Raw genomic sequence first — 24,623 nt, forward strand, 5'->3', positions numbered from 1 at the left:
CCCGTGCCTGGCACGGGTGGCCACGCAGATACGCCGAGGCGATATTCGCCAGCGTTTTGCCGGGCCATAGCCCTGTTCAATCTCGTCTGGTGACGATAGTTTCTTTTGTGATGATTGGTGAAACCATAGTTCCAGATGTGCCGCCTTGTCACGCGAAATGTCGGCTTGGCCTGCGGGACATCGCGTCCATCGCCTCGGCTCGATGGGCCGGCGATGCCCCCGCGATTGACGACGGGTCGGAATCTTGGGAAGCCGGGCCGGCGCTGACAACAGGCACGGGCATGGCGCCTGGATGAGAAGGGACGATGCGATGACGGATGCGGCGGCGCTGACACGGATGATCAAGGCCGGCGCGGGCGAAATCCCGGCTGATCTGGTCATCCGCGACGTTCGGCTGCTCGATGTCATCACCGGCGCGATCGTCGATACGGATATCGCGATCGTCGCGGACCGGATTGTCGGCACGCATGGCCGTTACCAGGGCGCGCGCGTCATCGAGGGGGCCGGGCGCTTCTGCGTCCCGGGCTTCATCGATACGCATCTCCATGTCGAATCCTCGCTGGCGACGCCGTTCGAGTTCGATCGCTGCGTGCTGCCGCATGGCGTGACCACGGCCGTCTGCGATCCGCACGAGATCGCCAATGTGCTGGGCGCGACCGGCATCCGCTATTTCCTCGATTGCGCCGAGCGGACGGCGATGGACCTCAGGATCAACCTCTCCTCCTGCGTGCCCGCGACGGAGTTCGAGACGGCCGGTGCGCGGCTGGAGATCGAGGACCTGCTGCCCTTCGCCGATCATCCCAAGGTGATCGGCCTTGCCGAATTCATGAATTTCCCCGGCGTGCTTGGCACAGATCCGGGCGTCATCGCCAAGCTGGTGGCGTTCCAGGGTAAGCACATTGACGGCCACGCGCCGCTTCTGCGCGGTCTCGGCCTCAATGGCTATCTCGCCGCCGGCATCCGCACCGACCACGAGGCGACGAGCGCGGCCGAGGCGCGCGAAAAGCTCGCCAAGGGCATGGCGGTTTTCATTCGCGAGGGCTCGGTCTCGAAGGACCTGAACGCGCTCGCGGAAGTGCTCGACGAGCAGACCTCGGCCTTCATGGCGCTCTGCACCGACGACCGCAACCCGCTCGATATCGCCGAGGAAGGCCATATCGATGGCTTGGTCCGCATGCTGATCGCCAAGGGACGGCCGCTGCATCACGTCTATCGCGCCGCGAGCTGGTCGGCGGCGCGCGCCTTCGGCCTCAGGGATCGCGGCCTTGTCGCGCCGGGCTGGCGCGCCGATATCGTGCTGCTCGACGATCTCGAACGCTGCACCGTCTCGGATGTCTTCACCGCCGGCCGGCTGGTCGATGAAGCGCTGTTCGCGTCGCGCGGCAGCGTGCCGGCAGTCGGCTACCATTCGGTCAAGTCGCGCGTTGTGACGGCGGAGGATTTCCGCGTCTCGGGCCGGCGCGGCAATCAGGAAAGCCCCGTCATCGGCGTCAAGGCCGGGCTGATCATCACCAGCCATGAAAAGGCGGTCCTGCCGGTGGAGGATGGCGTCACCGTGCCGGATCTCGCCCGCGATATCGTCAAGGTCGTCGTCATCGAGCGCCACGGCAAGAACGGCAATATCGGCCGCGGCTTCGTTACCGGCTTCGGGCTGAAGCGCGGCGCGATCGCTTCCTCGGTCGGCCATGACAGCCACAATGTGACGGTCATCGGCGCCAATGACGCCGACATGGCCGTCGCCGCCAACCGTCTGCGCGAGACCGGCGGCGGTTTTGTCGTGGCGGAGAACGGCGCCGTCGTGGCCGAACTGGCGCTGCCGGTCGCGGGCCTGATGTCGGAACTCGCCTTCGACGATGTCCGCCACGAGCTGCATCATCTGCGCGAGGCGGCCTATGATCTCGGCTGTACGCTGCCGGAACCCTTCCTGCAGATCGCCTTCCTGCCGCTGCCGGTGATCCCGCACCTGAAGATCACCGACAAGGGCATGTTCGATGTCGATCGCTTCGAGCTGATCCCTGAATGAGATACATCTTCTTTCTGCGACCGGGCGTAGGCGCCATCTCATCACGCACCGCCGTCATCCCCGCGAAAGCGGGGATCCATCGGGACCTGATGCGCCGCCGGCTGAATGGATCCCGGGTCTTCGCCCGGGATGACGGCAGCTCGGGCACCCAAATGCAAACTGTCAGATACCACGACCTTGCGACCCCAGCCGAAAGCCCCCTCCCATGAGCCGCATTTACTGCCTGAGCACCGTGGATCTCGACCGGGTGTTCCAGGTCGACCACCTGCCGGCGCATGACGAAAAGCTGTTTGCGACCGCCTATAGCGAGGGCGCGGGCGGGCAGGGCGTCTATGTCGCCCGCGCGCTCGCCGGCCTCGGCGCGCCTGTCACCTTCGTCGGCACGGTCGGCGACGACATGACCGGCGCGGCGCTGGTCGCAGCCATGGAGGCGATTCCCGGTCTCGACGTCCAGATCACCCGCCTGCCGGGCGAGGCATCCGGCTCCTGCGTGATCCTCGTCGATGGAACCGGCGAGAAGGCGCTGGTGCTCGCGCCGATATCGAATGCGCTGGTCGAAAAACTCGGCGCCGACCTGACCGTAGAGCCCGGCGATATCGTTACGGCGAATTTCTTCCACCCGCTCTCGATCCAGGCTCTCTTCAAGCGGCTGCGGAACGCGGGCGCGCTGACCATGATCGACATCGAGAAGACGGGCGTCGCGGTCTGGGGCTGGCCGGCCGCGCTTGATACGGCGGCGAGCGCCGATGTCATCTGCGCCAATCAGGTGACGCTCGACGACTGGTGCGCGCGCGAAGGTGTCACGGGCGGCCAGATCGAACGGGCCGAAGCCTTTGCCCGTGCGCTCGCGGGCGAAAGCCGCCGCGTCTGCGTCACGCTCGGCGCCGATGGCGTGCTGGCTTTTGCCAACGGGGACGCCGTTCATATTCCCGCCCTGCCGATCAAGCCGGCCAACACCACCGGCGCTGGCGACAGTTTCCTCGGCGGCCTCGCCTTCGCGCTGCGCAGGGGGGATGATTTCACCGCCGCCGCGCGCTTCGCCTGCGCTGTCGCGGCTGATTTTCTCGTCCATGGGGCAGTGGACCCGCGCCGTCTCGGCGTGTAGTCCGATGCCAATCTGATTTTTGAAGAGGTTGATCGCGTGAGCTTTGATCCGTCGCAGGCGCTTGCCAAGCGCATCTACAATGTCATTCTTTCCGCCTGCCTCGGCGATGCCCTCGGTGCGCCGACCGAATCCATGTATCCCGACGAAATTCTCGATGTGTTCGGCGGCCGCGTGACGGCCTTCGTGCCCGCGCCGCCGCGCGCGCCCTTCTCCATGGGCTCGGCGCCGGGCTCGCTGACGGACGACGCCACGCAGATGCTGGAAATGGCGCGCACGCTGATCGCCGCCAAAGGCACGCCCACTGTGGATGACGCCGCGCGCGGCCTGATCGCCTGGTTCGACGATCCGCGCGGCTTTGGTCGTTTTGCCGGTCCGACCACGCGCGTCGCGATCGAGCGGCTCAAGGCCGGTGAAGACCCGAGCGTCGTGGCGACGCCGGTGCTCTATTCCGCCACCATGGGCACCACCAATGGCGCCGCCATGCGCGCGCCGGTCGCGGGCTGCGTTCGTCCGGGTGATATCGAGGGCGCGGTCGCGGTTGCGGCGATCCTCTCGACGCCGACGCACAACACCCAGATCGCCTATGCCGGCGCAGGCGCCGTCGCGGCTGCGGTCGCGATCGGCCTCGGCGGCCCCTGCGGCCTGTCGCTCTCTGATGCCGCCTTCCGTGGCGCCGACGAGGGCGAACGGATCGCGGCGAAGAGCGGTCGCTTTGCCTCGGGCGCCAGTGTCCGCCGCCGGCTCGAACTCGCCGTCGCGATCGGCGATCGTTATCGCGGTGACGCCGAAGGCTGCATCGCCGAACTCGAAGCCGTCATCGGCGCCGGCCTGCCGATGAACGAGGCGGTTCCCACCGCCGTCGGCCTCGCCATCGCGGTCGGCCCCAATCCGTGGGAGGCGATCGTCGCCGCCGCCAATATCGGCAATGATTGCGACACCGTAGCGCTGATCGCCGGCAGCATCGCCGCCGCCTGGTCGGAGGATGTCGGCGCGCCGGCCGAGATCGTGGCGGAGCTCGAAAAGGTCAACGGCCTCGATCTGAAGACGGTCGCGCACCAACTCGCGGAATCCGTTCCGGCCTGATGCGCGACAGCCAAGCCGGCCTCCGCGGGGCCGGCTTCCCGCTCAATCGTGATAGAGCACGGAGCGCCCGCCATCGATGACGATGCAGGCCGCGTTGATGAAGGGCGCCTCGTCGGAGGCGAGGAACACCACCGTCATCGCGACCTCTTCCGGCCGGCCGATCCGTTTCGGCGGGTGGAGATCGTAGGTCTGTTGCCGCGCGGCCGCCGGGTCGGCGAAGCTGTTCCAGTAATCGACGGCGATCTGCGTCTCGATATAGCCGGGCGCGATCGCGTTCACGCGGATGCCTTCCGCCGCATAATCGATGCCGAGCGCCCGTGTCAGCCCGAGCAGGCCATGCTTCGCCACCGGATAGGGGAAGCAGCCGGGAATGATCGAGAAGGCGTGCGAGGAGGCGATGTTGACGATCGCGCCGGATTTCTGCGCGCGCAGATAGGGCAGCACCGCCTTCGACATGCGCCACGCGCCATCGAGGTCGACGGCGAAGCAGCGGCGCCATTCCTCTTCGGTGGTATCGTGCGGCGCGTGGAAGACGTTGATGCCGGCATTGTTGACGAGGATGTCGATCGTGCCGAAGCGGGCAACGGCCGCTTCCGCCGCCGCCAGGACCGAGGCATCGGAGGTCACGTCGGTCGGCACGAAGAGCACGTCGCCGCCGGCCGCGCCCAGTTGATCGGCCATGGCCGCGCCGGTCGTCTCGTCCTTCTCGGCGATGATCACCGAGGCGCCTTCGCGCAGAAAGGCGTGCGCCGTCGCCGCACCGATGCCGCGCCCGGCTCCGGTGATGATCGCAACCTTGTCCTGAAGCCGTCCGCTCATGCTGATTACCAATCGACGATCGTGCCGTCGGGCATGACGGCATCGCGTGTGGGAAAGGGTTCCTGCTTCCATGGATGCTTCGCCGCAACGGCGAGGTCAACCTCCACGCCGAGCCCGGGAGCCTCCGGGATCTGCCAGGCGCCCTCGACCCGCTCGATCGGCCCGCGCACGACGTCGAAATACCAGGGCACCGCGCCGGTCATTTCCTCCTGGATGATGAAGTTCGGCGTGGCGATATCGAAATGCAGAGCGGCGACGCCGGCGATGGGACCGAGTGGATTATGCGGCGCGATGCCGATGCCGGCGACTTCGGCGAGCGCCGCAATGCGTCGCGCCTCGGTGAAGCCGCCGCAATGGCAGAGATCGGGCTGCGCCACCGTCATCGTCCGCGCCTCGATATAGGGCGCGAATTCCGCCGCGCTGGTCAGCCTCTCGCCATGGGCGATCGGGACATTGGAGGCCGAGGCGATCGCCTTCATCGAGACGACGTCGCCGGGCGGGATCGGCTCCTCCGCGAACATGACGCGGAAGGGTTCGAGCGCGCGCAGATAGGAGAGCGCCGCACCGGCCGAGGCGCAGCGGCCATGGAAATCGACCATCAGTTCGATCTCGGGCCCGACCGCCGCGCGCAGTGCCGCCATGCTGTTTACGAAATCGTCGATCGCTGCCGGCGTCGCCGTATAGTGCGTATAGGGCACGTTGACGATCTTCATCGCCCGGTAGCCCTGCTCCTTCACCTTGAGGCCGCGCTCGACCAGCGAGGATGCGTCCATCGAATGATAGACCGCATCCATCTGGCCGAGGCCGAGATGGGTGTAGATCGGCACGCGGTCGCGCACCTTGCCGCCGAGCAGCCGCCAGACCGGCACGCCGAGCGACTTGCCGAGAATGTCCCAGAGCGCCATCTCGATGCCGGAGAGCGCCGTCATGCCGATGACGCCGAGCGGCTGCCAGAAGCCGTGCTTCTTCATCGCCCGCACGGCATGCTCGATGTCGCGCGGGTCGAGGCCGATCAGGATCGGTTCAAGGTCCTGTACCGCGCCGACGACGGCGCGGGCCTTCCATTCCAGCGTCGCCTCGCCCCAGCCATAGAGGCCGGGCTGGTCGGTCAGGACGCGGACGAAGATCCAGTTGCGCATTTCGGCGTTGACGACATGGGTCTCAATCCCGGTGATCTTCATGTCGATGGTCCGCCCCGCCGTCCCAGCGCGCGCATATTGGCGCCATGCCGATGCGCCCGCCCGTGCCTGTAGCGGAATAATCAGATGTTTGAGAGGGGTGTCAATCCGCATTGGCGCGGCGCGCTTGGATCGGGCAGAGTCGTGCCGGTATCGACCGAGAATCGGCCAGATTTGATCCGATGATCGTGTGCCCCGGATCGGGCGATGGCGGGCGGCCGACAGTCTTGACGGAGTTGTTGCGATGGCGGCGAAGGAGAGAGCGACCCTGCCGAAGGCCAAGCCGCGCGTGCATCACCACGTCGTCAGGACGCTGGCACTACGGCTCCTGCGCGGCGAATGGGCCGAGGGATCGGCGCTCCCGCCCGAAATGGAGCTTTGCCGCGAGCTCGAGATCAGCCGCAGCGCCCTGCGCGAGGCGATCAAGGTGCTCGGCGGCAAGGGGTTGGTGAGCGTGCGCCCGCGCACGGGCACGGCGGTGCGGCCGCGCGACGAATGGAACCGGCTCGACCCCGATCTGCTCCGATGGTCGATGGATCTCGAACCGGATCTCGATCTGGTCTTCAGCCTGATCGAGGCACGGCAGTCGATCGAGCCGGCCGCAGCACGGCTGGCGGCGGCGCGCGCCACCGAGGAGGATATTGCGCGGCTGGACGACGCCTATCGCCGCATGGTCGAGGCGTTGGCGGATTCCGATTTCCAGCGCTTCAACGAGGCCGATACCGAGTTTCACCGGCATTTGCTGCGCGCCAGCCACAATGTGGTCTTCCACCAGATGGCGACCACGATCGATGCCGCGCTCGCCTATTCGTTCCGCATGACGATCCAGCGCGCCCGCGAGCCGGGTGGCTCGCTCGCGCTCCATGGTGATGTCGTCGAGCGGATTCGCGCTCGCGACACGGACGGCGCGCAGGACGTGATGATCCGCCTGCTCAACCTCGCCGTCGTCGACCTCGGCCTTGCCAATCGGCCATAGCGGCCGAGAGGCGGCGTGCGATGCCGCCGCCCCTCGCCGGATCGGTCAGGCCGTGACGCCGCCGAGCGCGAGCAGCTTGCGCAGGCGGTCCGTTGCGAGGTCGGGATCGCGCAGGCAGCGTGCCGCATCGGCGAGGCGGTAGAGTTCGGCGAAATGGACCAGCGAGCGCGCGCTCTGCTGGCCGCCCGCCATCAGGAAATGATCCTGCAGGCCGTTCAGATAGGCGAGGAACACCACGCCGGTCTTGTAGAACCGGGTCGGCGCTTTGAAGATATGGCGCGAGAGCGGCACGGTGGGGGTCAGGATTTCGTTGAAGGCGGCGAGATCGCCGGCCGCGAGCCGGGAAAGACTCAGCGACGCCGCGGGCGCGATGGCGTCGAAAATGCCGAGCAGCGCGTGGGAATAGCCGGTCTCGTCGCCGGCGATCAACTCCGCATAGTTGAAGTCGTCGCCCGTATACATGCGCACGCCGGTCGGCAGGCGATTGCGCAGCGCGATTTCCTTTTCCTTCGACAGCAGCGAAATCTTGATGCCGTCGACCTTGTCGGCATGGGCGCCGATGATCGCGACGACCGTGTCCATCGCCGCCATATGGTCGGACGTGCCCCAATAATTCTGCAACGCCGGATCGAACATTTCGCCCAGCCAGTGCAGGACGACCGGCTCCTTGACCCCCGACAGGATGCGGTCATAGACGCGAATATAGTCGTCCGGTCCTTTGGCCGCGCGGGCGAGCGCCCGGCTCGCCATCAGGATGATCCGCCCGCCGGCGGCCTCGATCGCCTCGACCTGCATTTCATAGGCGCCGATCACGTCGTCGATCGTGACGTCGGGGCCGGCTTCCAGATGATCGGTGCCGGCGCCGCAGGCGATGACGGCGCCCGGCCTGCTCCTGGCCTCCGCAATGGCGCGCCTGGAAAGCTCCAGCGCGTCCTTCCAGGAAAGGCCCATGCCGCGCTGCGCCGTATCCATCGCCTCGGCGACGCCGAAGCCGAGATCCCAGAGATAATGGCGGAAGGCCAGCGTCTTGTCCCAGTCGAAGGCGACATCGAGCCAGGGATCATTATCCGCAAGCGGGTTCACCACGACATGGGCGGCCGCATAGGCGACGCGATTGAAGACCGGCGGCGCACCCTTCTCCGGCGCCGGCAGCGGCGCATTGCGGATCGTGTAGCTCTCCAGAGCTCCGCCCGAAGTCGGAAGCTTTATCGTGGCCATGGTCAAGTATCCTCCCTCGCGGCCCATTTTGTAACCGTTCAGTTACAAGCGGTGCCGTGGCCTGTCAAGGGAGGCGATCGGCCTTGGCGCGGGCTCCTTCACGAGCCCGCACCTCGGCCGGGAATGGACATGTCGTCGTTGGCGCTCAGGCCTCCCAGCAGGCGAGATCCGCGCCGGCGACGACCGGGCCGCCCAGCTTGAACCGCTTGGTGGCCGCGTCGGGAACGGTCCAGCTCTCCGGTCCATAATTGAACGCGAAGACCAGATTGCCGCGGCGACGAATGCGGACATGGTCGGGCACGGCGATGGGCTCGAGGCCCGCCGCCGGCAGGATCGTGTTCGCCAGCAGATCGCCGAGCAGGTCGGCTTCGGCCCAGCCGGTGAGATAGGTGAAGCGGCCATGCTGCAGGATCGCCGCCGCGCCGTCGGCATAGGTGGCGAGCGCCGGCAGGTCGGTCTCGATCCATTCCCGCCAGCGGCTGACATGGCCGCTCACCGCGCCCGAAACTACCTGCGCGCCCGGACGAAGCGAGGCGACCTGCGTGACCTTCAGCGGCAGGAATGCCTGCAGCGGACCGGGCGCAAGCTCCGCCGGGAACGCGAAGTCGCGCGTCTTCGAGCCGGCGCGCGGACCGACGAGAATCTGCGCATCGGTCTTGCGCAGGGCTTCGAGCGCCTCGAGCGAGACATGCGGCAGACTCGGCACCAGCACGAGCTTGTAGGCGGAGAGATCGGCGCCCGGGCGGACCATGTCGACGTCGAAGCCCAGCCGGCGGATCGCCTCGTACCAGCGGAAGGTCAACTCCTCGTGGAGGAAGTCCTTGCCCTGCGGCTGCAGCCGCGTGATCCAGGACGCCTCGTAATCGAAAACCAGCGCGACCGGCGCGGTGCCGTTTTCCGGCAGCGGGCCGAAGGCGGCGAGCTCCTTGCCGACGCGCGCCGCCTCATGTCCGCCGACTGACCGCGTGCGGTCCGGCCGATTCAGCCCGGCATGCATCTGCTCCTGGCCGAACGGCGCCTGACGCCAGCGGAAATAGGAGACGACCTCGGCGCCATGGGCGAGCGCCTCCCAGGCCCAGAGCCGGACCATGCCCGGCGTCGGCACGGCATTCCATGGCGCCCAGTTCACCGGGCCCGGCTGCTGCTCCATGACCCAGAACTTGTTGCCGGCCATGGGGCGATAGAGATCATGGTGGAAGCCGGGAATATCGGGATGCGAGGTCGAGGCCCAGCGGCCGCGCTCGTCCTCGGAGAAGGGGAATTTCTCGACGAAGCCGAGCGGATAGGAATCCCAGCTGGCGAAATCGAGGACTTCGCTCACCGCGTGATGATCGAAATCATGGAAGAAGCCCATATAGTTATGGGTAACGAAGCGACCGGGCGAATGCTTGCGGATGATCGCCGTCTGCATCTCGTTGTAGCGCACGACCTGTTCGGAGCTGAAGCGCCAGTAATCGAGCCGCGCCGCCGGCGCCGTCTCGGTGACGGTGCGGACGGGCAGTTCGACGTCGTCGAAGGAGTTGACGTCCATCGACCAGAACACGTTGCCCCAGGCCTCGTTGATGGCCTCCGGCGTCTGGTAGCGGCGACGAAGCCAGCCGCGAAACGCCTTCAGATCCTCCGGGCCATAGGAGAGGATCGTGTCGTGGCAGCCATATTCATTGTCGGTCTGCCAGCCGGCGACGGCGGGATTGTCGCCATAGCGGCTCGCATAGGCTTCCACGATGCGGGCGCTCTCGCGGAACCAGGTCTCGCTCGAAAAGGTATAGTGGCGGCGCGAGCCGAAGCCCCTGACGGTGCCGTCCGCGCCATAGGGCAGGATATCGGGATAAAGGTCGATCAGCCATTTCGGCGGGGTCGCCGTCGGCGTGCCGAGCACGACCTTGAGGCCGGCCTTGCCTAGCGTGTCGATGGCGCGATCGAGCCAACCCCAGTCGAAACGGCCGGGTTCCGGCTCGATCCGGCTCCAGGCGAATTCGCCGATCCGGACGAATTTGATGCCGAGTTCGGCCATCTCGGCCGCGTCACGCGCCCACCAGTCTTCGGGCCAATGTTCCGGATAGTAGCAGACGCCGAGCATGATCTTTACCGACTGAAGGGCGGGAACCCGCGAGGTGGGACGTGACGGCGGTCGCCGTCTGAGGATGCCGGAGTTTCAATCGATCAATATCGATGAACGTCCGGCATCTCCCTCATATCGCGTCGGCATGGTTCGGCAAAGGTTTTTGCGCGGGGGACCGGGATTTGGGTGGAACGAGGCAGGCCCCTTCTTCTCCCTCTCCCGCTTGCGGGGGAGGGTCGGGGAGGGGGCCCGCAGGCAGGGCCTCTCACGGCTTTCCGTGTTCGCCCTGCGTCACGGCGGCAGGCCCCCTCTCCAGCTCTCCCCCGCTTCGCGGGAGAGAGGGCGGATCGCGGGCTTCATGTGGGCCGGCGCGCGATGGTGGGCCGGGGAATCACGGACGGCGGAATTCTCTTTCGGCGACGCATGGCGGGCCGAGCACCCTTCTTCTCCCTCTCCCGCAAAGCGGGGGAGGGTCGGGGAGGGGGCCCGCAGGCAGGGCCTCTCATGGTTTTCTGTGTTCGCCCTGTGTCACGGCGGCAGGCCCCCTCTCCAACTCTCCCCCGCTTCGCGGGAGAGAGGGCGGGTTGTGGGTTTCATATGGGCCGGCGCGCGATAATGGGCCGGGAATCACGGACGGCGGAGTTCTCTTTCGGCGACGCATGGCGGGCCAAGCGCCCTTCTTCTCCCTCTCCCGCAGAGCGGGGGAGGGTCGGGGAGGGGGCCCGCAGGCAGGGCCTTTCACGGCTTTCTGTGTTCGCCCCGTGTCACGGCGGCAGGCCCCCTCTCCAACTCTCCCCCGCTGCGCGGGAGAGAGGGCGGGCCGTGCGGCTCAGGGCGCAGTCGCCGCTGCGAACGCGATATTACTGCGGGATCTCGACATGGCCACCGAAGCCGAAGCGCATCGCGGAGAGCATGCGGTCGGCATAGGTGTGTTCCTCGCGCGAGCGGAAGCGGGCGAAGAGGGCGGTGGCGAGCACCGGGATCGGCACGGCTTCCTCGATCGCCGCCTGCACGGTCCAGCGGCCTTCGCCGCTATCGGCGACCGAGCCGGAGAAGTGCGAGAGCTCGGGATCGCCCACCAGCGCCTGCGCCGTCAGGTCGAGCAGCCAGGAGGAGACCACGCTGCCGCGGCGCCAGACTTCGGCGATATCGGCCATGTTGAGATCGAAGCGCTCGTCTTCCGGCAATGCGTCCGAAGCCTTCATCTTCAGGATGTCGAAGCCTTCGGCATAGGCCTGCATCAGCCCGTATTCGATGCCGTTATGGACCATCTTGACGAAATGGCCGGAGCCGGCCGGGCCGCTATGGATATAGCCGCGCTCGGCGCGGTCGTCCGTGCTGTTGCGGCCGCGGGTGCGGTCGATCGTGCCGATGCCGGGCGCCAGCGTCGCGAAGATCGGATCGAGCCGGCGCACGACGGCGGCGTCACCGCCGATCATCATGCAATAGCCGCGCTCCAGGCCCCAGACGCCGCCGGAGGTGCCGACATCGATATAGTTCAGGCCCTTGGTCGCCAGATCCTTGGCGCGGCGTATATCGTCCTTGTAGAACGAGTTGCCACCATCGATGATCGTGTCGTCGGGGTCGAGCAGACCGGCGAGGGTCGCGATCGTGCCTTCCGTCGGAGCGCCGGCCGGGAGCATGACCCAGATGGCGCGGGGCTTGGCGAGTTTGGCCACGACCTCTTCGAGGCTGGCGGCGCCGATGGCGCCGTCGGAGGCGAGCGCGGTGACTGCGTCCGTGCTGCGATCGAAGACGACGGTCTCGTGCCCGTCCTTCATCAGCCGGCGCGCGATATTTCCGCCCATTCGGCCAAGGCCGATGATCCCAAGCTGCATTCGCGAAGCTCCTTCTTGATCAGATGACATGACCGGTTACCCGGCGAGCGGCGCCATCTTGAAGGCGAGGGCGGCTCTTGTCTTGTTCTATCCGAACGACGTCGACGGAATGTGAATGTCGGATCGGCCACGTCTCCACCGTCCTTGATCGGCAAGGCGATTGCGCCGGATGGCTCGCGCATAGCGGGCGACTTGAACGATCGCAGGCGAGCGCCGTTAATGAGCCATCATCGAAGGGAGGTTCCGATGTCGCAAAATCTCGTTCCCGCCGCCGAACTGGCGCGGATCAGTCCCGTGCGCTTTCCCAATGAGAGCGCCGAATATCGTGCCGCGCGGACGGCGCTGCTCGCGGAGGAAATCGAGTTGCGCCGCCATATCGAGCGCGTGGCGGCCATGCGCCGGGCCCTGCCGCCGGGCGGCGTGGTCGCCGGCGATTATCGTTTCGAGGGCGAGAACGGGCCGGTGAGCCTGTCGGACCTCTTTGGCGACAAGGATACGCTGGCGATCTACAGCTACATGTTCGGTCCGACCCGCGCGCGTCCCTGCCCGATGTGCACCAATCTGCTCGGGGCGCTCGAGGGCAATGCCAACGACGTCATGCAGCGCATGGCGCTCGCCGTGGTGGCGCGCTCGCCGATCGAGCGGTTGACGGCTTGGAAGACGGAGCGAGGTTGGCGCTACCTGCCGCTCTATAGCGACGTGAACGATCAGTATTCGCGCGATTATTTCGGTGTCGCCCCCGATGGCGGCGACATTCCATCCCTCAACGTGTTCACGCGGCGCGACGGCACGATCCGTCATTTCTGGGGCGGCGAAATGACGGGCAGTTCCGCCGATCCCGGCCAGGATCCGCGTGGCGCGCCGGAACTCGGGCCGCTCTGGCACATGCTCGACCTGACGCCGGAAGGCCGCGCCCCGGACTGGTATCCGGAGCTCGACTATCCGCGCTGAGCGGCCGCGCCGGACGGCTCAGACCTCGAGGATCGCCTTGATCACGCCGCTCTCCGGCTTTGACCAGCCGGGGATCAGGCCGGGCGCATCGACGAGTGCGCCGGCATGGGTGGCGAGAGCTTCCGTCGGCACCTTGCCGGTACGCATGGCGTCGAGGACCGTTTCGAAATCCGCCCGCGTCGCGTTGCGACTGCCGAGCAGGGTCGTCTCGCGCTTGTGAAATTCCGGATCGTTGAAGGTGATGTCGGCGCGGACGATCGAAAGCAGCACATAGCTGCCGCCATGGCCGACATAGGCGAAGCCGGCCTGCATGGCGGCCGGGCTGCCGGTGGCATCGATGACGATGTCGTAGAACTCGCCATCGGTGGCCTTCGCGAGCCGCTCGCGTATGTCGTCGGAGCCTTCGAAGACGCGGTCGACGCCGAGTTCGCTCTCGCAGAAGGCTAGGCGGCGTGTATTGCGGTCGATGACGGAGACGTCGGCGCCGCGCGCCTTGCAGAAGACGGCGGCCGAGATGCCGATCGGTCCGGCGCCGACAATGGCGACGCGGCTCTGCGCCGTCGCCCCGGAGCGGCGCACACCATGGGCGCCAATCGCCAGGAATTCGACCATGGCCGCCTCGCGGGTCGAAAGCCCGTCGGCGGGCACGACGTTGCGCTCCGGCACGACGACATAGTCGCAGGCGCCGCCATCCTTGTGGACGCCGAGCACGGCGAGGTTCTGGCAGCAATTGGTGCGGCCGAGCCGGCAGGCGCGGCAATGGCCGCAATAGATATAGGGCTCGATGCTGACGGTCTGGCCGATGTGAAGCGTGCTGCCGGCCGGTGCGGAGACGACCTCGCCGCCCAGTTCATGGCCGATCACGCGCGGATAATCGAGATAGGGCTGGTTGCCGTGGAAGATGTGATAATCGGTGCCGCATATGCCGACATTGCGGATGCGCACAAGGACCTCACCGGTTCCTGCAACGGGCTTGTCGCGGTCGATGATCGAGAGCTTGCCCGGCTCGTCGCAGCGAAGCGCTTTCATGAGAGGATATCCCTGGTTTCGGATCGTCAGGCGGCGATATGGGCGTCGAGCGTGCGGGAGACGGCCCGCATGACACCGCGCAGTTCCGCCAGGCCCTTCAGCCGGCCGATGAGCGAATAGCCCGGATTGACCTTCTTGCCGATATCGTCGGCGAGCAGATGGCCATGATCGGGCCGCATGGGTATTTCGCGCGTTTCGCCCGCGTCCCGCCGCCGCTTTTCCTCCCTGAGCAGGGCGGTGACAACGCTGACCATGTCGGTATCGCCGTCGAGATGCTCGGCCTCGTAGAACGAGCCGTCAGGCTCGCGGGTGACGTTGCGCAGATGGGCGAAATGGATGTGCGGCGCGAATTCCTGGGCCATGGCGACGAGGTCGTTGTCGGGCCGCGCGCCGTAGGAGCCGGTGCAGAAGGTGAGGCCGTTGGCGGAGCTTGGCGCCGCCGCGATCACGGCGCGCGCGTCGTCGGCCGTCGAGACGATGCGCGGCAGGCCGAAGAGCGAGAAGGGCGGATCATCGGGGTGGATCGCGAGCCGCACGCCGACCTCTTCCGCCACCGGCACGACCTCGCGCAGGAACTCGACCAGATGGGCGCGTAGCGCCGTTGCGTCGAGCCCGGCATAGTCGGCGATCAGCGCTGCGATCGTCTCGCGCGAATAGGAGCCGTCGCCACCGGGCAGGCCGCAGATGATATTGGTCTCGAGCTGCGCCATATCGCTCTCCGACATCGCCTGATGACGCGCCTGCGCCTCGCGCACCAGATCGGATGCATAATCCGCCTCGGCGTTCGGGCGCCGCAGGATGAAGACGTCATAGGCGACGAAATCGACCATGTCGAAGCGCAGCGCATAGCCCGTCGTCGGCAGGCGATAGAGGAGGTCGGTGCGGGTCCAGTCGACCACGGGCATGAAATTATAGCAGACGGTGGTGACGCCGGCCCGGCCGAGATTGGCGAGCGAATCCTTCCAGGCATCGACCGCGCGGCGCCGATCGGGACCGGCGAGCTTGATCGCATTCGGCACCGGGATGGATTCGCAGACGCTCCAGCGCAGGCCGGCCTGCTCGATCGTCGCGATTCGCACCGCGATCTCGTCCACCGTCCAGGCGCGCCCGCCGGTGACCTGATGCAGGGCGGTCACGATGCCGGTGGCGCCCGCCTGCTTCACGTGATCCAGCGGTACCGGATCGCCATCGCCGAACCAACGCCACGTCTGCTCCATTGCCGCCTCCCGAGCCTTCTTGTTTTGTGCTGCGCTTGTGCAACCGGATGGGAAGATGCGCCAGCCGGAGCGGATCGTGAAGGGCCGATCAATCCGCCAGATACGGCCGGTAGGCTTCCGGCATCGGATCGAACGTCTCGAAGATCTTGTCGAGGTGATATTCGAGCCTCTGATGGGCCAGCGCCGCATCGCCCGCATCAAGGGCGTCCAGCACGGAGAGATGCTCCTCGACGACCACCGGCAATCGCTCGGGCGGTCCGAAGAGGCGGTGCAGCCGCGACATTCTCGCCTTGGCCATCTGGATCGTCGGCCAGATTCCTTCGCGCTCGGCAAAGACCGCGAATGCGGCGTGCAGCGCCTCGTCGCGCTCATGGAAGAGGGCGGGATCGCCGACCTCGATGGCCGCCACCTGGGTGGCTACGATGGCGCGAGCCTCCGCGCTCTTTGCCGCGGTCCAGCGCTTGGCCACCTCGGCGAGCACCGCCAGTTCCAGATGCTTGCGGATGAAATGCCGGTCATAGACGTCGGCGAGGCGAATGGGCGCGACGAAGCTGCCCTGCTGGGGATAGACGTCGATCAGCCCTTCATCGGCAAGCCGCACGATCGCCGAGCGCACCGGCGTTCGCGACACGCCGAAATGGCGGCACATGCGATTCTCGCTGATCGACGTGCCCGGCAGCAGGCGGACACTCACGATCGCCGCCTTCAATGCCTCGTACACCTGGTCGGCGACGGGGCGCTTGCGGTCGAGATGAAATTCGATCTCGAGGCTGTCCGTCTCTGTATCACCGGAGGATGCAAGGGGGGCGGGAAGCGACAATTCTCGATTCCTGTTTCTTCCGTCTGCCGATCGCGATCTCGTCGCGTTGCGCTTTTGCGAGGGAAGGCCGTTGCGCTCTGTACCCTTGTATACTAGGGTCCTATCGTTCAACGCAAGTCGGGATTGAGGATAAGCCCGGCGGCGCCTTCGAATGGAAAACTCGGGAGGAGTGCATCCAATGTCGCGCTATCGCGAAATCGTAGCGGCCCTTGCAGGTGCCGTACTCATGGCCGGCGTCGCCCACGCCGCCGAAGATACCAAGGTCGCCCTCGTGCCGGGCGGACCGCACCCCTATTTCAGCGCCTGGGAGCAAGCTGGCAAGGATGCCATGCGCGACTTCAAGCTCGGCGCCGCCGACTACAAGGTTCCGCAGAAGTGGGAGCTGAGCCAGCAGAACGAGTTGCTCGAGAGCCTCGTGACGCAGGGCTACAACGCCTTCCTGATCTTCCCGGGCGATCCCGTCGGTTCCGTCAGCACGGCGGGCGAACTCGCCGATACCGGCGCGCCGGTGATCGCGCTCGCGGGCTGCCTCAAGGATCCGTCGGCGGCCGCCTTCTGCTTCGGCACCGATACGGGCAACTCGGCCTATCTCGGCACGAAGGAACTGATCAAGGCGCTCGGCGGCAAGAAGCGCATCGCGCATTTCACCGGCTTCCTGGTTGATCCGAACACCCAGCTCCGTATCGACGCTGTCGAGAAGGCTGCGAAGGAAGAAGGCGCCGAAGTCGTTCAGGTCATCGCCGATATCGATGCGCCGGAGCCGGCCGAAGAGAAGATCAACGCCTATCTCGCCGCACATGCGGGCGAAGTCGACGGCATCATCACTACCGCCTGGGTCCCGGCGGTCGTCTCTGCCAACGCGCTCCGCAAGATCGGCGACAAGCGCATCAAGATGGTCGGCATCGACCATGACGAAGTCGTGCTGAAGGGCATCAAGGACGGCTTCGTTGCCGGCACCATGCTGCAGAACCCCTATGGCCAGGCCTATATCGGCTCCTTCGCTGCCGACAAGCTGCGCAGCGGCTGCACCGTCAAGGCCGACGCGCCGTTCAAGTCGAACGCGCTGACCAACAAGTTCATCGACTCCGGCACGGTGTTCGTCGATGCGAGCTCGGTCGACAACTACGTCGCCTCGATGCAGGGCATCACCAAGGACATCATGGCGACGTTCGCCGACACCTACCTGGCCTGCAAGTAGGACCCAGCAAGTAGGACAAGGACGAGCCCGGCGTTCCGTTGGGACGACGAGCTGCGAAACAACCCGACCAGCGTCATCCCGGGCCCAGGCCCGGGGTGACGCTCAACCGGCGGGTCGTGGGCTTGTCTCGACCATTCGCCGGGTCTCGACCGTCTTCCCCATGCTCACCGCGGATTGAGAGATGCAAGCCGAAGAAACATCCGTGACCGCGCCCAATGCGGCGACGAGGGCCGAGGGTCGCGTGGGATCGCCGCGCTTCTACCTGACCAATGAATTCGGGCTCCTGGTCCTGATCCTGCTGTTCGCCACCATTTTCGGACTGGCGACGTCGGGCTTCCTGTCGAAATTCAACCTCTTCACGCTCGGCCGCGTCGCTGCGATCAACGTCATGATCGGCTTCTCGATGATGGTCGTCATCGTGACGGGCGGGCTGAACCTCGCCGTCGGCGCCATCGGCGTCTGTGCGGCGATGATGTGCGGTTGGCTGATCGAGGATATTGGCATCGTCTGGCCGGTCGCGATTGTCGGCGGGCTGGCGCTCGGCGCGGTCCTCGGCTTCATCAACGGCTTTGCCGTCGTCCGTTCCGGTCTGCACTCTTTCATCATCACGCTCGCCAGCATGAGCATCTTCTTCGGCGGCATGATCTTCCTGACGCGGGCCGAATCCTTCCGCGAGCTGCCGCCCTTCTTCTCCGCCTTCGGCCGGCTGAAGATCTATGGCGTGGTCTCGCCGCTGCTGCTCGTCGCCATCGTCGTCGGGCTGCTGCTGATCGTCATGTATCGCTATACGGCGCTTGGACGCGAAATGCTGGCGGCGGGCGCGAAGCCCGAGGCGGCGGCGTTGTCAGGCGTGCGCGTCGATCGCATCATCATCATCTGCCACATGCTCTCGGGCGTGCTCGCCGGCCTGACCGCGCTGCTGCTCGTCGCCCGCAACGGCGCCGCCATCCCCTCCATGGCGGGACAGCTCGGGCAGGATTGGCTGCTGCCGGCCTTTCTCGGCCCCGTCCTCGGCGGAACCCTGCTCACCGGCGGCCGCGTTTCCGTCCTCGGTACCTTTCTCGGCGCCGTGCTCGTCACCATGCTGACCAACGGGCTGCTGCTGCTCCAGGTCGGCGAATTCTGGGTTCAGGCCTGCCTCGGTGTGCTGCTGCTGATCGCCGTGCTGATCGACAAGGCCCGCCGCACCTTCCTGGCTCGCCGGAGGATCGTCTGATGCAGTCTCTCTGGCGCGCCGACTGGTTCGGCCCCCTCGTCGTCACCGTCGTGGCGATCATCTTCATCGCGGCGTTCAATCCATCCTTCCTGTCGCCGCTCAACATCCAGGTTCTGCTGCTGGCCATTTCGGTCAACATGCTGATCGCCTTCTCGCAGATGATCATCATCGCGATCGGCCAGATGAACCTCTCGGTCGGCGCGATCGGCGGTCTGGCCGCCATCAGCTTCGCCGGCATGATGGAAGTCTGGGGCCTGCCCGGTCCCGTCGCCGCCGTGCTCGCCCTGCTGATCGGCGTCGTTGCCGGGTTCTTCAACGGCTTCTTCATCGCCTGGACGGGCATATCCGCCTTCGTCATCACGCTGGCGAGCCTCTCGATCTTCAAGGGGCTGAACCTCGCGGTCACCAGGGCGCAGCCTTTCTACGGCGTGCTGGAAAGCGTCAAGGCCTTCGGCGCGACGACCTTTCTCGGCCCGCTGCCCTGGCTGCTGATCCCTGCCGCCATTGCCTTCGTGCTCACCTGGTACCTGCTCAATCGCCTGCCGCTCGGCCGGCACATATTGGCGGTTGGCGGCAACGCCCATGCGGCCGAACTCTCCGGCATTTCGGTGCCGCGCACGATCATGGCGGCCCATGCGATTTCCGGCCTGCTCGCCGCGCTCGCCGGCATCTGCCTGGTCGCGCGGTTGCAGATCGGCCAGCCGACTATCGGCGATGACTGGCTGATCCTGTCCTTCGCCGCACCCGTCATTGGCGGTGCCGTGCTCGCCGGCGGCCATGTCAGCACGGTCGCGACCGTACTCGGCGTCGCCATCGTCGCCATCATCACGCAGGCCCTCGTGCTGTTCCACATCGATCCGTTCCTGGTCCAGGTCGTGCTCGGCGCGCTGATCCTGTGGGCGGTCGGCGTCAATCGCTGGCGCGAGGTCCGCGTGGCCCGTTCGCTGAAGAGGATCTGAGCATGGGCGAGATTGTTTTCGAGGCGCGCGGCGTCAGCAAGTTCTTCCCCGGCGTGAAGGCGCTGGAGAATGTCTCGATCAAGCTGACCAAGGGCTCGATCCATGCCCTGCTCGGCGAGAACGGCGCCGGAAAATCGACGCTGATCAAGCTCATCACCGGCGTCTACCGGCCCGACGAAGGCGAATTGCTGCTTGATGGCAAGCCGACCAATTTCTTCGGTCCGCGCGACGCCATGGCTGCCGGCATCGGCGTGGTGCATCAGGAGCGAAACCTGATCCCGCGCTTCTCGGTCGGCGAGAACATCATGCTTGAGCAATCGGCCGGCAGCCTGTTCAAGCCGATCGACTACAGGCAGATCAACGCCGACGCCAAAAAGTGGCTCGACATGCTTGGGCTCGATGTCGATCCGTCCATGCGGGTCTCGCAGTTGAGCGTCGCCAAGATGCAACTGGTCGAGATCGCCAAGGCGCTGTCGCTGCGCTCGCGCGTGCTGCTCCTCGACGAGCCGACGGCCTCGCTCTCGCCGCATGAGACGATCGCGCTGTTCGCCCTTCTGAAGAAGCTGCGCGACGAGGGCGTCAGCATGCTCTTCGTCAGCCACAAGCTCGAGGAAGTGCAGTCGATCTGCGACAGTGTCACGGTGCTGCGCGATGGCCACAATGCCTGCGAGAGCCGCTCCATGGCCGGCCTCGGGCGTCAAGATCTCGTCAAGCTGATGATCGGCCGCAGCGAGCAGATTCCCGATTGGGCCGCGCGCGATTTTGCCGCCGCGCCGCCCGTGCTGGAACTCAAGGATGTCGCCACACCGCTCGGCCACCAGAATATCGACCTGACCGTTCGCAAGGGCGAGATCGTCGGTCTCTATGGCCTGATAGGTGCGGGGCGGACCGAACTCGCCAAGTCGATCATGGGGCTGTTTCCCGTCAATGGGGGCAGCGTCAAGCTCGACGGCCAGGCGGTCACGATCGGCAATGTCGCCGATGCGATCCACACGCATCGCATCGGCTATGTCAGCGAGGACCGGAAGCAGGAGGGTCTCATCCTCATGCATACGGTGCTCGACAATGCCGGCATTGCCATCTGGCGTCGCGTGGCGCGGAAATTCGGACTGCTGACGGATCAATCGGTGCGCGTGACGGCCGAGCCTTTCATCAGGAAGCTCGAGGTCCGCACGCCGTCGCTGAACCAGATCGTCGGCAATCTCTCGGGCGGCAACCAGCAGAAGATCAGCGTCGCCAAATGGCTCGCCGCCGGCGTGAGGCTGCTCATCGTCGACGAGCCCACGGTCGGCATCGACATCAAGACCAAGGCCTATCTGCACGAATTGCTGCGCGATCTCTCCAATAGCGGCACGGCCATCCTGCTGATCACCTCCGACATGCCGGAAATGATCACGCTCGCCGATCGGATCGTCGTCATGAACGACTATCGCCTCGCCGGAGAGCTGCACAACACCCGTGACTATGCCGCCATGAGCGAAGGGATCATGCACCTGATCCACCGCGTCGCGGCCGCCTGAACCCTGCATGGCCTGATCGAGCGAAGCCGTCATATCGGCTTCGCGTCGGATTGTCGGGGCGCTTTACGATGCGTTCGCGTGGACGGCCCTGCCTGCAATTGAGGCGGAGAGGATAGTTTCTACGACTTGATCATCTGGCGACAATCGTAACAATCGTCGAAAATTGTTGTGCGGGTACCATCATGATCAAGCCGAACGCCACCGTCATCGAGGTGGGCGCCATCCTTGCGGCGCCCGGACGCCTGCCGGCGGCTGGTCCGGCGCTGATCCGCATCAAGGCAGGACGGATCGCCGCCATCGAGCCGCTGGCGGGCCCCGGCACCGGCACGATCGCGATCGCCGCGCCGGTGAATGCGCACGATCATGGCCGCGGGCTTCGCACGCTGGCGTTCGGGGCCGTCGATGATGGGCTCGAAGCCTGGATCCCGACGCTCGGCCGCGAGCCCAGGCTCTCCGCCTATCATCGCGCCGTCGTGGCCTTCGCCCGGATGGCCGAGGGCGGCATTGCCGCGACCAATCACAGCCATGGTCCGCAGGATGAAGGCAAGATCCTCGAAGAGGCGGCGGCCGTCTCGAAAGCCGCCCGCGATGTCGGCATCCATGTCGCCTTTGCCACGCCGTTCACGGATCGCAATCCGCTGGTCTATGGCGACCAGCAGACTTTCCTCGCTGCCGCCGACGCACCGCTGCGCGGCCGGCTCCAGGCGCGGCTCGATCAGCCGAAGAGCGTGCAGGACTATCTCCGTTCGGTCGAGGCGATGGCGGCGCTGGAGCATGAGAGCTTCCGCATTCAATATTGCCCGGTCGGTGCGCAATGGGTGTCGGATGCGTCGCTCGCCGCCATCGCCGAAGCCTCGGCTGGCAATGGTCGCCGCATCCATATGCATCTGCTCGAAACACGCTATCAGCGTGAATGGGCGGATCATGAGTATCCGGACGGGATCGTGCGCCGGCTCGACGAGATCGGGCTGCTGTCGCCGCGCCTGTCCGTGGCGCATGGCGTCTATCTCCGCGAAGAGGAATGCGCGCTCATGGCCGAGCGCGGCGTCATCGTCTCGGTGAACACCTCGTCCAATTTCCGCCTGCGGTCCGGCATCGCGCCGGTCGCCGATTTCGTGAAGACCGGGCTCGGCTTCGGCATCGGCCTCGACGCGCAGCCGCTCGATGATGACGACGACATATTGCGCGAGATGCGCCTCGTCTGGCTCAATCATCGCGGCTTCGGCCTCGATGACGTGCTGACGGCCGAGCGGCTGTTCCATGCGGCCACGATCGACGGAAGGCGGGCGGTGATCGGAGAGGATGGCGGCGGACACATCGAGGTCGGCGCGCCGGCTGACCTGATGCTGCTCGACTATGCCGCCATGACGCCGGACGTGCTGTCGGCCACGCAGGATCCGACCATCGTGTTGCTGACGCGGGCCACGCGCAAGCATATCAGGCGGCTGATCGTCGCCGGGCGTACGATCGTCGAGGACGGGCGCTGCGTGACGGTCGACAGGCCAGCGCTGGAGGCGGAACTGATCGCCGAGGCCAAGGCAGCCGGGGCCGCCTCACCACCCGACGATGCGGTGACTGCCAATATGAAGCGCGCCGTCCGCCGTTATTATGGCTGTGGCTGCCATTTCGGCGGACAGCTAGTGGAGGCCTAACTCAGTCCCTCGGGGCCGGCGCCGCAGACGAGCGCGCAGACCTTTTCGCCGGGCGTGACGGAGACGAGTCCGTCGCGGAGCGCCGACACGGCGGCGGCGCCCGAGAGATCGGCGGCGAGGCCGAGTTCAAACCAGAGCCAGCGCGCCGCCTCGATCATCGCCTGGTCTTCGACGAGGACGACATCGTCGACCACGGCGCGCACGCGCTCGAACACGCGCTCGTCGGTGCGGGCGCAGGACATGGTCGCGACCGCGGATGTGATCTTGGGGATGGTCACGACATGGCCGGCATCGAGGCTCGCCTTCAATGTCGGGCAACCAACCGGCTCGATGCCGATGATGCGCGCTTGCGGACGAAGGGCGCGGATCGCCGTCCCCATGCCGCCGATGAGGCCGCCGCCGCCAATCGCGATCAGGAACGTATCGACGTCGGGCAGTTCGTCCAGGATCTCGAGCGCAAGCGTGCCCTGGCCGGCCATGACGAGCGGGTCGGCGAAGGGGTGGAAGTAGACTGCCCCGATCTCGCGTGCATAGGCCCGCGCCGCCTTGTCGGCGTCATCGAAGACGTTGCCGATGATCTCGACGGTCGCGCCCCATTGCTTGAGCTTGGCGACCTTGGAGGGGGAGACGTTGGTGGGCACGAAGACAGTGGCCGCAACGCCGGCGAGCTTGCCGGTGCGGGCGACCGCAACGCCGTGATTGCCGCCTGATGCGGTGACGATGCCGTTGGCGAGGTCGCGCTCTGGCGTCGCGAGCAGGCGATTGGTCGCGCCGCGCGCCTTGAACGAACCCGTCACCTGCAGGCATTCGAGCTTCAGGTAGAGTTCGGCCGTGGTGATCGGCGTCGAGAGATTGTCGGCCTTGATCAGCGGTGTGCGTCGAATGCGGCCGTCGAGGCGGGCCTGTGCGGCCTCTATGTCGGATAGCGTGATCATCAAAGCGCCGCCCAGCCGCCATCGACCGGCAGGTCGACACCCGTGATCTGGCGCGCGGCGTCGCTCGCCAGGAACAGGCAAGCATTGGCGACATCGGCATCGGTCGAGATGCGCTTCAGCGCGTAATCCTCGGCATGGCGCAATGCGGCCTCTTCCTCGGTGATGCCGAGCCTCTCGGCCATGTTGCGGCAGACCTTCTCGCGGAAGCGCGGTCCATCCACCATGCCGGGCGCGACGCAATTGACGTTGATGTTGGATGCGCCGAGTTCGAGCGCGAAGCTCTTGGTCAGGCCGCGCAGGCCCCATTTCGACGAGGAATAGGCCACGCGGCCGGCGCGTCCGCGCATGCCGAACGTGCCGCCGACATTGACGATCTTGCCATAGGCCTGCGCGATCATTACGGGCGCCGTGGCGCGGATCATGTTGAAACAGCCCGTCATGTTGACGTCGATGATGTCGCGGAATTCCTCGGTCGTGGTCTCGGCGCCGCTCTTTCCGATCGGGCCCGTGCCCCCGGCGACATTGAGCAGGATGTCGACGCGGCCGTCATAATGGGCGAGCGTCTGGCGTATGGCCTCCTCGCAATCCTGCCCGTTCGTCACGTCGCAGGCAAAGACCAGGGCCTGGCCGCCCTTGGCTATGATCGCGTCGTGCACCGGGGCGATGGCGGCGAGATCACGGCCGAGCAGGGCGACGCGGCAGCCCTCGGCGGCAAACGCCATGCTGATCGCCGCGCCCATGCCTTTGGCTGGCCCCGTGATCACGGCGACCTTGCCCTTCAGCGACAAATCCATCCTGGCTCCTTACGCGCAAAGACCAAATCG

Annotated in this window: 20 protein-coding genes; 10 read left to right on the forward strand and 10 right to left on the reverse strand. The window is 66.2% G+C overall.

What is annotated here, in order from left to right:
* The first annotated feature begins 310 nt into the window (after positions 1 to 310).
* The 3 genes from ade (at position 311) to QO014_RS15540 (ending at position 4,211) form a co-directional block, all read left to right on the forward strand.
* Entirely contained in the window at positions 311 to 2,023 is a 1,713-nt protein-coding gene (ade, locus tag QO014_RS15530; RefSeq protein WP_266349627.1) for an adenine deaminase, read from the forward strand.
* Between the two features lie 205 nt (positions 2,024 to 2,228).
* Positions 2,229 to 3,128, forward strand: a complete 900-nt coding sequence (locus tag QO014_RS15535; RefSeq protein ID WP_266349628.1) for a carbohydrate kinase family protein — start codon at positions 2,229 to 2,231, stop codon at positions 3,126 to 3,128.
* Between the two features lie 36 nt (positions 3,129 to 3,164).
* Positions 3,165 to 4,211, forward strand: coding sequence for an ADP-ribosylglycohydrolase family protein (locus QO014_RS15540; protein ID WP_266349629.1), 1,047 nt, complete (start codon positions 3,165 to 3,167; stop codon positions 4,209 to 4,211).
* Between the two features lie 42 nt (positions 4,212 to 4,253).
* Here the strand turns inward: QO014_RS15540 and QO014_RS15545 are convergent, their stop codons facing one another.
* Positions 4,254 to 5,030, reverse strand: a complete 777-nt coding sequence (locus QO014_RS15545) for an SDR family oxidoreductase (protein ID WP_266349630.1) — start codon at positions 5,028 to 5,030, stop codon at positions 4,254 to 4,256.
* A 5-nt stretch (positions 5,031 to 5,035) separates the two neighbouring features.
* Positions 5,036 to 6,211 carry a galactonate dehydratase gene (dgoD, locus tag QO014_RS15550; RefSeq protein WP_266349631.1) on the reverse strand — a complete coding sequence of 392 codons (1,176 nt, stop codon included), beginning with the start codon at positions 6,209 to 6,211 and terminating at the stop codon, positions 5,036 to 5,038.
* Positions 6,212 to 6,452: 241 nt separating this feature from the next.
* Between dgoD and QO014_RS15555 the strand changes: the two genes are divergently transcribed.
* Entirely contained in the window at positions 6,453 to 7,184 is a 732-nt protein-coding gene (locus QO014_RS15555; protein ID WP_266349632.1) for a FadR/GntR family transcriptional regulator, read from the forward strand.
* Positions 7,185 to 7,229: 45 nt separating this feature from the next.
* On the opposite strand, the gene QO014_RS15560 is transcribed toward QO014_RS15555, so the two are convergent.
* The 3 genes from QO014_RS15560 to gnd all read right to left on the reverse strand — a co-directional run bounded on the left by QO014_RS15560 (position 7,230) and on the right by gnd (position 12,302).
* On the reverse strand, positions 7,230 to 8,402 hold the full coding sequence (locus QO014_RS15560) for a dihydrodipicolinate synthase family protein (RefSeq protein ID WP_266349633.1): 1,173 nt from the start codon (positions 8,400 to 8,402) through the stop codon (positions 7,230 to 7,232).
* A 145-nt stretch (positions 8,403 to 8,547) separates the two neighbouring features.
* Entirely contained in the window at positions 8,548 to 10,482 is a 1,935-nt protein-coding gene (locus QO014_RS15565; RefSeq protein ID WP_266349634.1) for a beta-galactosidase, read from the reverse strand.
* A gap of 842 nt (positions 10,483 to 11,324) precedes the next feature.
* Positions 11,325 to 12,302 carry a phosphogluconate dehydrogenase (NAD(+)-dependent, decarboxylating) gene (gene gnd, locus QO014_RS15570; protein ID WP_266349635.1) on the reverse strand — a complete coding sequence of 326 codons (978 nt, stop codon included), beginning with the start codon at positions 12,300 to 12,302 and terminating at the stop codon, positions 11,325 to 11,327.
* Positions 12,303 to 12,548: 246 nt separating this feature from the next.
* Here gnd and QO014_RS15575 point away from each other — a divergent pair, with 246 nt between their 5' ends.
* Entirely contained in the window at positions 12,549 to 13,253 is a 705-nt protein-coding gene (locus QO014_RS15575; RefSeq protein ID WP_266349636.1) for a DUF899 family protein, read from the forward strand.
* Between the two features lie 18 nt (positions 13,254 to 13,271).
* Here the strand turns inward: QO014_RS15575 and QO014_RS15580 are convergent, their stop codons facing one another.
* From QO014_RS15580 to QO014_RS15590, 3 genes are all read right to left on the reverse strand, one after another.
* A complete protein-coding gene (locus tag QO014_RS15580) occupies positions 13,272 to 14,282 on the reverse strand; it encodes a zinc-binding alcohol dehydrogenase family protein (RefSeq protein ID WP_266349637.1) in 1,011 nt (336 codons plus the stop codon).
* A gap of 26 nt (positions 14,283 to 14,308) precedes the next feature.
* Positions 14,309 to 15,499, reverse strand: coding sequence for a mannonate dehydratase (gene uxuA / locus QO014_RS15585; RefSeq protein WP_266349638.1), 1,191 nt, complete (start codon positions 15,497 to 15,499; stop codon positions 14,309 to 14,311).
* A gap of 88 nt (positions 15,500 to 15,587) precedes the next feature.
* Positions 15,588 to 16,319 (reverse strand): GntR family transcriptional regulator, encoded by a 732-nt coding sequence (locus QO014_RS15590; protein WP_266349639.1) that lies wholly within the window; start codon positions 16,317 to 16,319, stop codon positions 15,588 to 15,590.
* A gap of 178 nt (positions 16,320 to 16,497) precedes the next feature.
* On the opposite strand from QO014_RS15590, the gene QO014_RS15595 reads away from it, so the two are divergent.
* From QO014_RS15595 to QO014_RS15615, 5 genes are all read left to right on the forward strand, one after another.
* Positions 16,498 to 17,517 carry a sugar ABC transporter substrate-binding protein gene (locus tag QO014_RS15595; RefSeq protein WP_266349640.1) on the forward strand — a complete coding sequence of 340 codons (1,020 nt, stop codon included), beginning with the start codon at positions 16,498 to 16,500 and terminating at the stop codon, positions 17,515 to 17,517.
* 202 nt (positions 17,518 to 17,719) lie between these two features.
* Positions 17,720 to 18,733 (forward strand): ABC transporter permease, encoded by a 1,014-nt coding sequence (locus tag QO014_RS15600; protein WP_266349641.1) that lies wholly within the window; start codon positions 17,720 to 17,722, stop codon positions 18,731 to 18,733.
* Complete coding sequence (locus QO014_RS15605; protein WP_266349642.1) at positions 18,733 to 19,692, forward strand: ABC transporter permease; 960 nt, start codon at positions 18,733 to 18,735, stop codon at positions 19,690 to 19,692. The genes QO014_RS15600 and QO014_RS15605 overlap by 1 nt, the downstream gene beginning before the upstream one ends.
* A gap of 2 nt (positions 19,693 to 19,694) precedes the next feature.
* The gene (locus QO014_RS15610; protein ID WP_266349643.1) at positions 19,695 to 21,212 is read left to right on the forward strand and encodes a sugar ABC transporter ATP-binding protein; all 1,518 of its coding nucleotides are present in this window, start codon (positions 19,695 to 19,697) and stop codon (positions 21,210 to 21,212) included.
* Between the two features lie 182 nt (positions 21,213 to 21,394).
* Positions 21,395 to 22,864 (forward strand): amidohydrolase family protein, encoded by a 1,470-nt coding sequence (locus tag QO014_RS15615; protein WP_266349644.1) that lies wholly within the window; start codon positions 21,395 to 21,397, stop codon positions 22,862 to 22,864.
* On the opposite strand, the gene QO014_RS15620 is transcribed toward QO014_RS15615, so the two are convergent.
* Positions 22,861 to 23,799 carry a threonine ammonia-lyase gene (locus QO014_RS15620; protein ID WP_266349645.1) on the reverse strand — a complete coding sequence of 313 codons (939 nt, stop codon included), beginning with the start codon at positions 23,797 to 23,799 and terminating at the stop codon, positions 22,861 to 22,863. The two genes, QO014_RS15615 and QO014_RS15620, sit on opposite strands and share 4 nt — an antisense overlap.
* Positions 23,799 to 24,593 (reverse strand): SDR family NAD(P)-dependent oxidoreductase, encoded by a 795-nt coding sequence (locus QO014_RS15625; RefSeq protein WP_266349646.1) that lies wholly within the window; start codon positions 24,591 to 24,593, stop codon positions 23,799 to 23,801. The genes QO014_RS15620 and QO014_RS15625 overlap by 1 nt, the downstream gene beginning before the upstream one ends.
* Between the last annotated feature and the right edge of the window lie 30 nt (positions 24,594 to 24,623).

Source organism: Kaistia dalseonensis (assembly GCF_030814715.1).
Classification (GTDB): domain Bacteria; phylum Pseudomonadota; class Alphaproteobacteria; order Rhizobiales; family Kaistiaceae; genus Kaistia; species Kaistia dalseonensis.

Coding starts and splice junctions, on each gene's coding strand:
- ade (WP_266349627.1), top strand. CDS start 311: ATGACGGATGCGGCGGCGCTGACACGGATGATCAAGGCCGGCGCGGGC.
- QO014_RS15535 (WP_266349628.1), top strand. CDS start 2,229: ATGAGCCGCATTTACTGCCTGAGCACCGTGGATCTCGACCGGGTGTTC.
- QO014_RS15545 (WP_266349630.1), bottom strand. CDS start 5,030: ATGAGCGGACGGCTTCAGGACAAGGTTGCGATCATCACCGGAGCCGGG.
- dgoD (WP_266349631.1), bottom strand. CDS start 6,211: ATGAAGATCACCGGGATTGAGACCCATGTCGTCAACGCCGAAATGCGC.
- QO014_RS15555 (WP_266349632.1), top strand. CDS start 6,453: ATGGCGGCGAAGGAGAGAGCGACCCTGCCGAAGGCCAAGCCGCGCGTG.
- QO014_RS15560 (WP_266349633.1), bottom strand. CDS start 8,402: ATGGCCACGATAAAGCTTCCGACTTCGGGCGGAGCTCTGGAGAGCTAC.
- QO014_RS15565 (WP_266349634.1), bottom strand. CDS start 10,482: ATGCTCGGCGTCTGCTACTATCCGGAACATTGGCCCGAAGACTGGTGG.
- gnd (WP_266349635.1), bottom strand. CDS start 12,302: ATGCAGCTTGGGATCATCGGCCTTGGCCGAATGGGCGGAAATATCGCG.
- QO014_RS15575 (WP_266349636.1), top strand. CDS start 12,549: ATGTCGCAAAATCTCGTTCCCGCCGCCGAACTGGCGCGGATCAGTCCC.
- QO014_RS15580 (WP_266349637.1), bottom strand. CDS start 14,282: ATGAAAGCGCTTCGCTGCGACGAGCCGGGCAAGCTCTCGATCATCGAC.
- uxuA (WP_266349638.1), bottom strand. CDS start 15,499: ATGGAGCAGACGTGGCGTTGGTTCGGCGATGGCGATCCGGTACCGCTG.
- QO014_RS15595 (WP_266349640.1), top strand. CDS start 16,498: ATGTCGCGCTATCGCGAAATCGTAGCGGCCCTTGCAGGTGCCGTACTC.
- QO014_RS15605 (WP_266349642.1), top strand. CDS start 18,733: ATGCAGTCTCTCTGGCGCGCCGACTGGTTCGGCCCCCTCGTCGTCACC.
- QO014_RS15610 (WP_266349643.1), top strand. CDS start 19,695: ATGGGCGAGATTGTTTTCGAGGCGCGCGGCGTCAGCAAGTTCTTCCCC.
- QO014_RS15615 (WP_266349644.1), top strand. CDS start 21,395: ATGATCAAGCCGAACGCCACCGTCATCGAGGTGGGCGCCATCCTTGCG.
- QO014_RS15620 (WP_266349645.1), bottom strand. CDS start 23,799: ATGATCACGCTATCCGACATAGAGGCCGCACAGGCCCGCCTCGACGGC.
- QO014_RS15625 (WP_266349646.1), bottom strand. CDS start 24,593: ATGGATTTGTCGCTGAAGGGCAAGGTCGCCGTGATCACGGGGCCAGCC.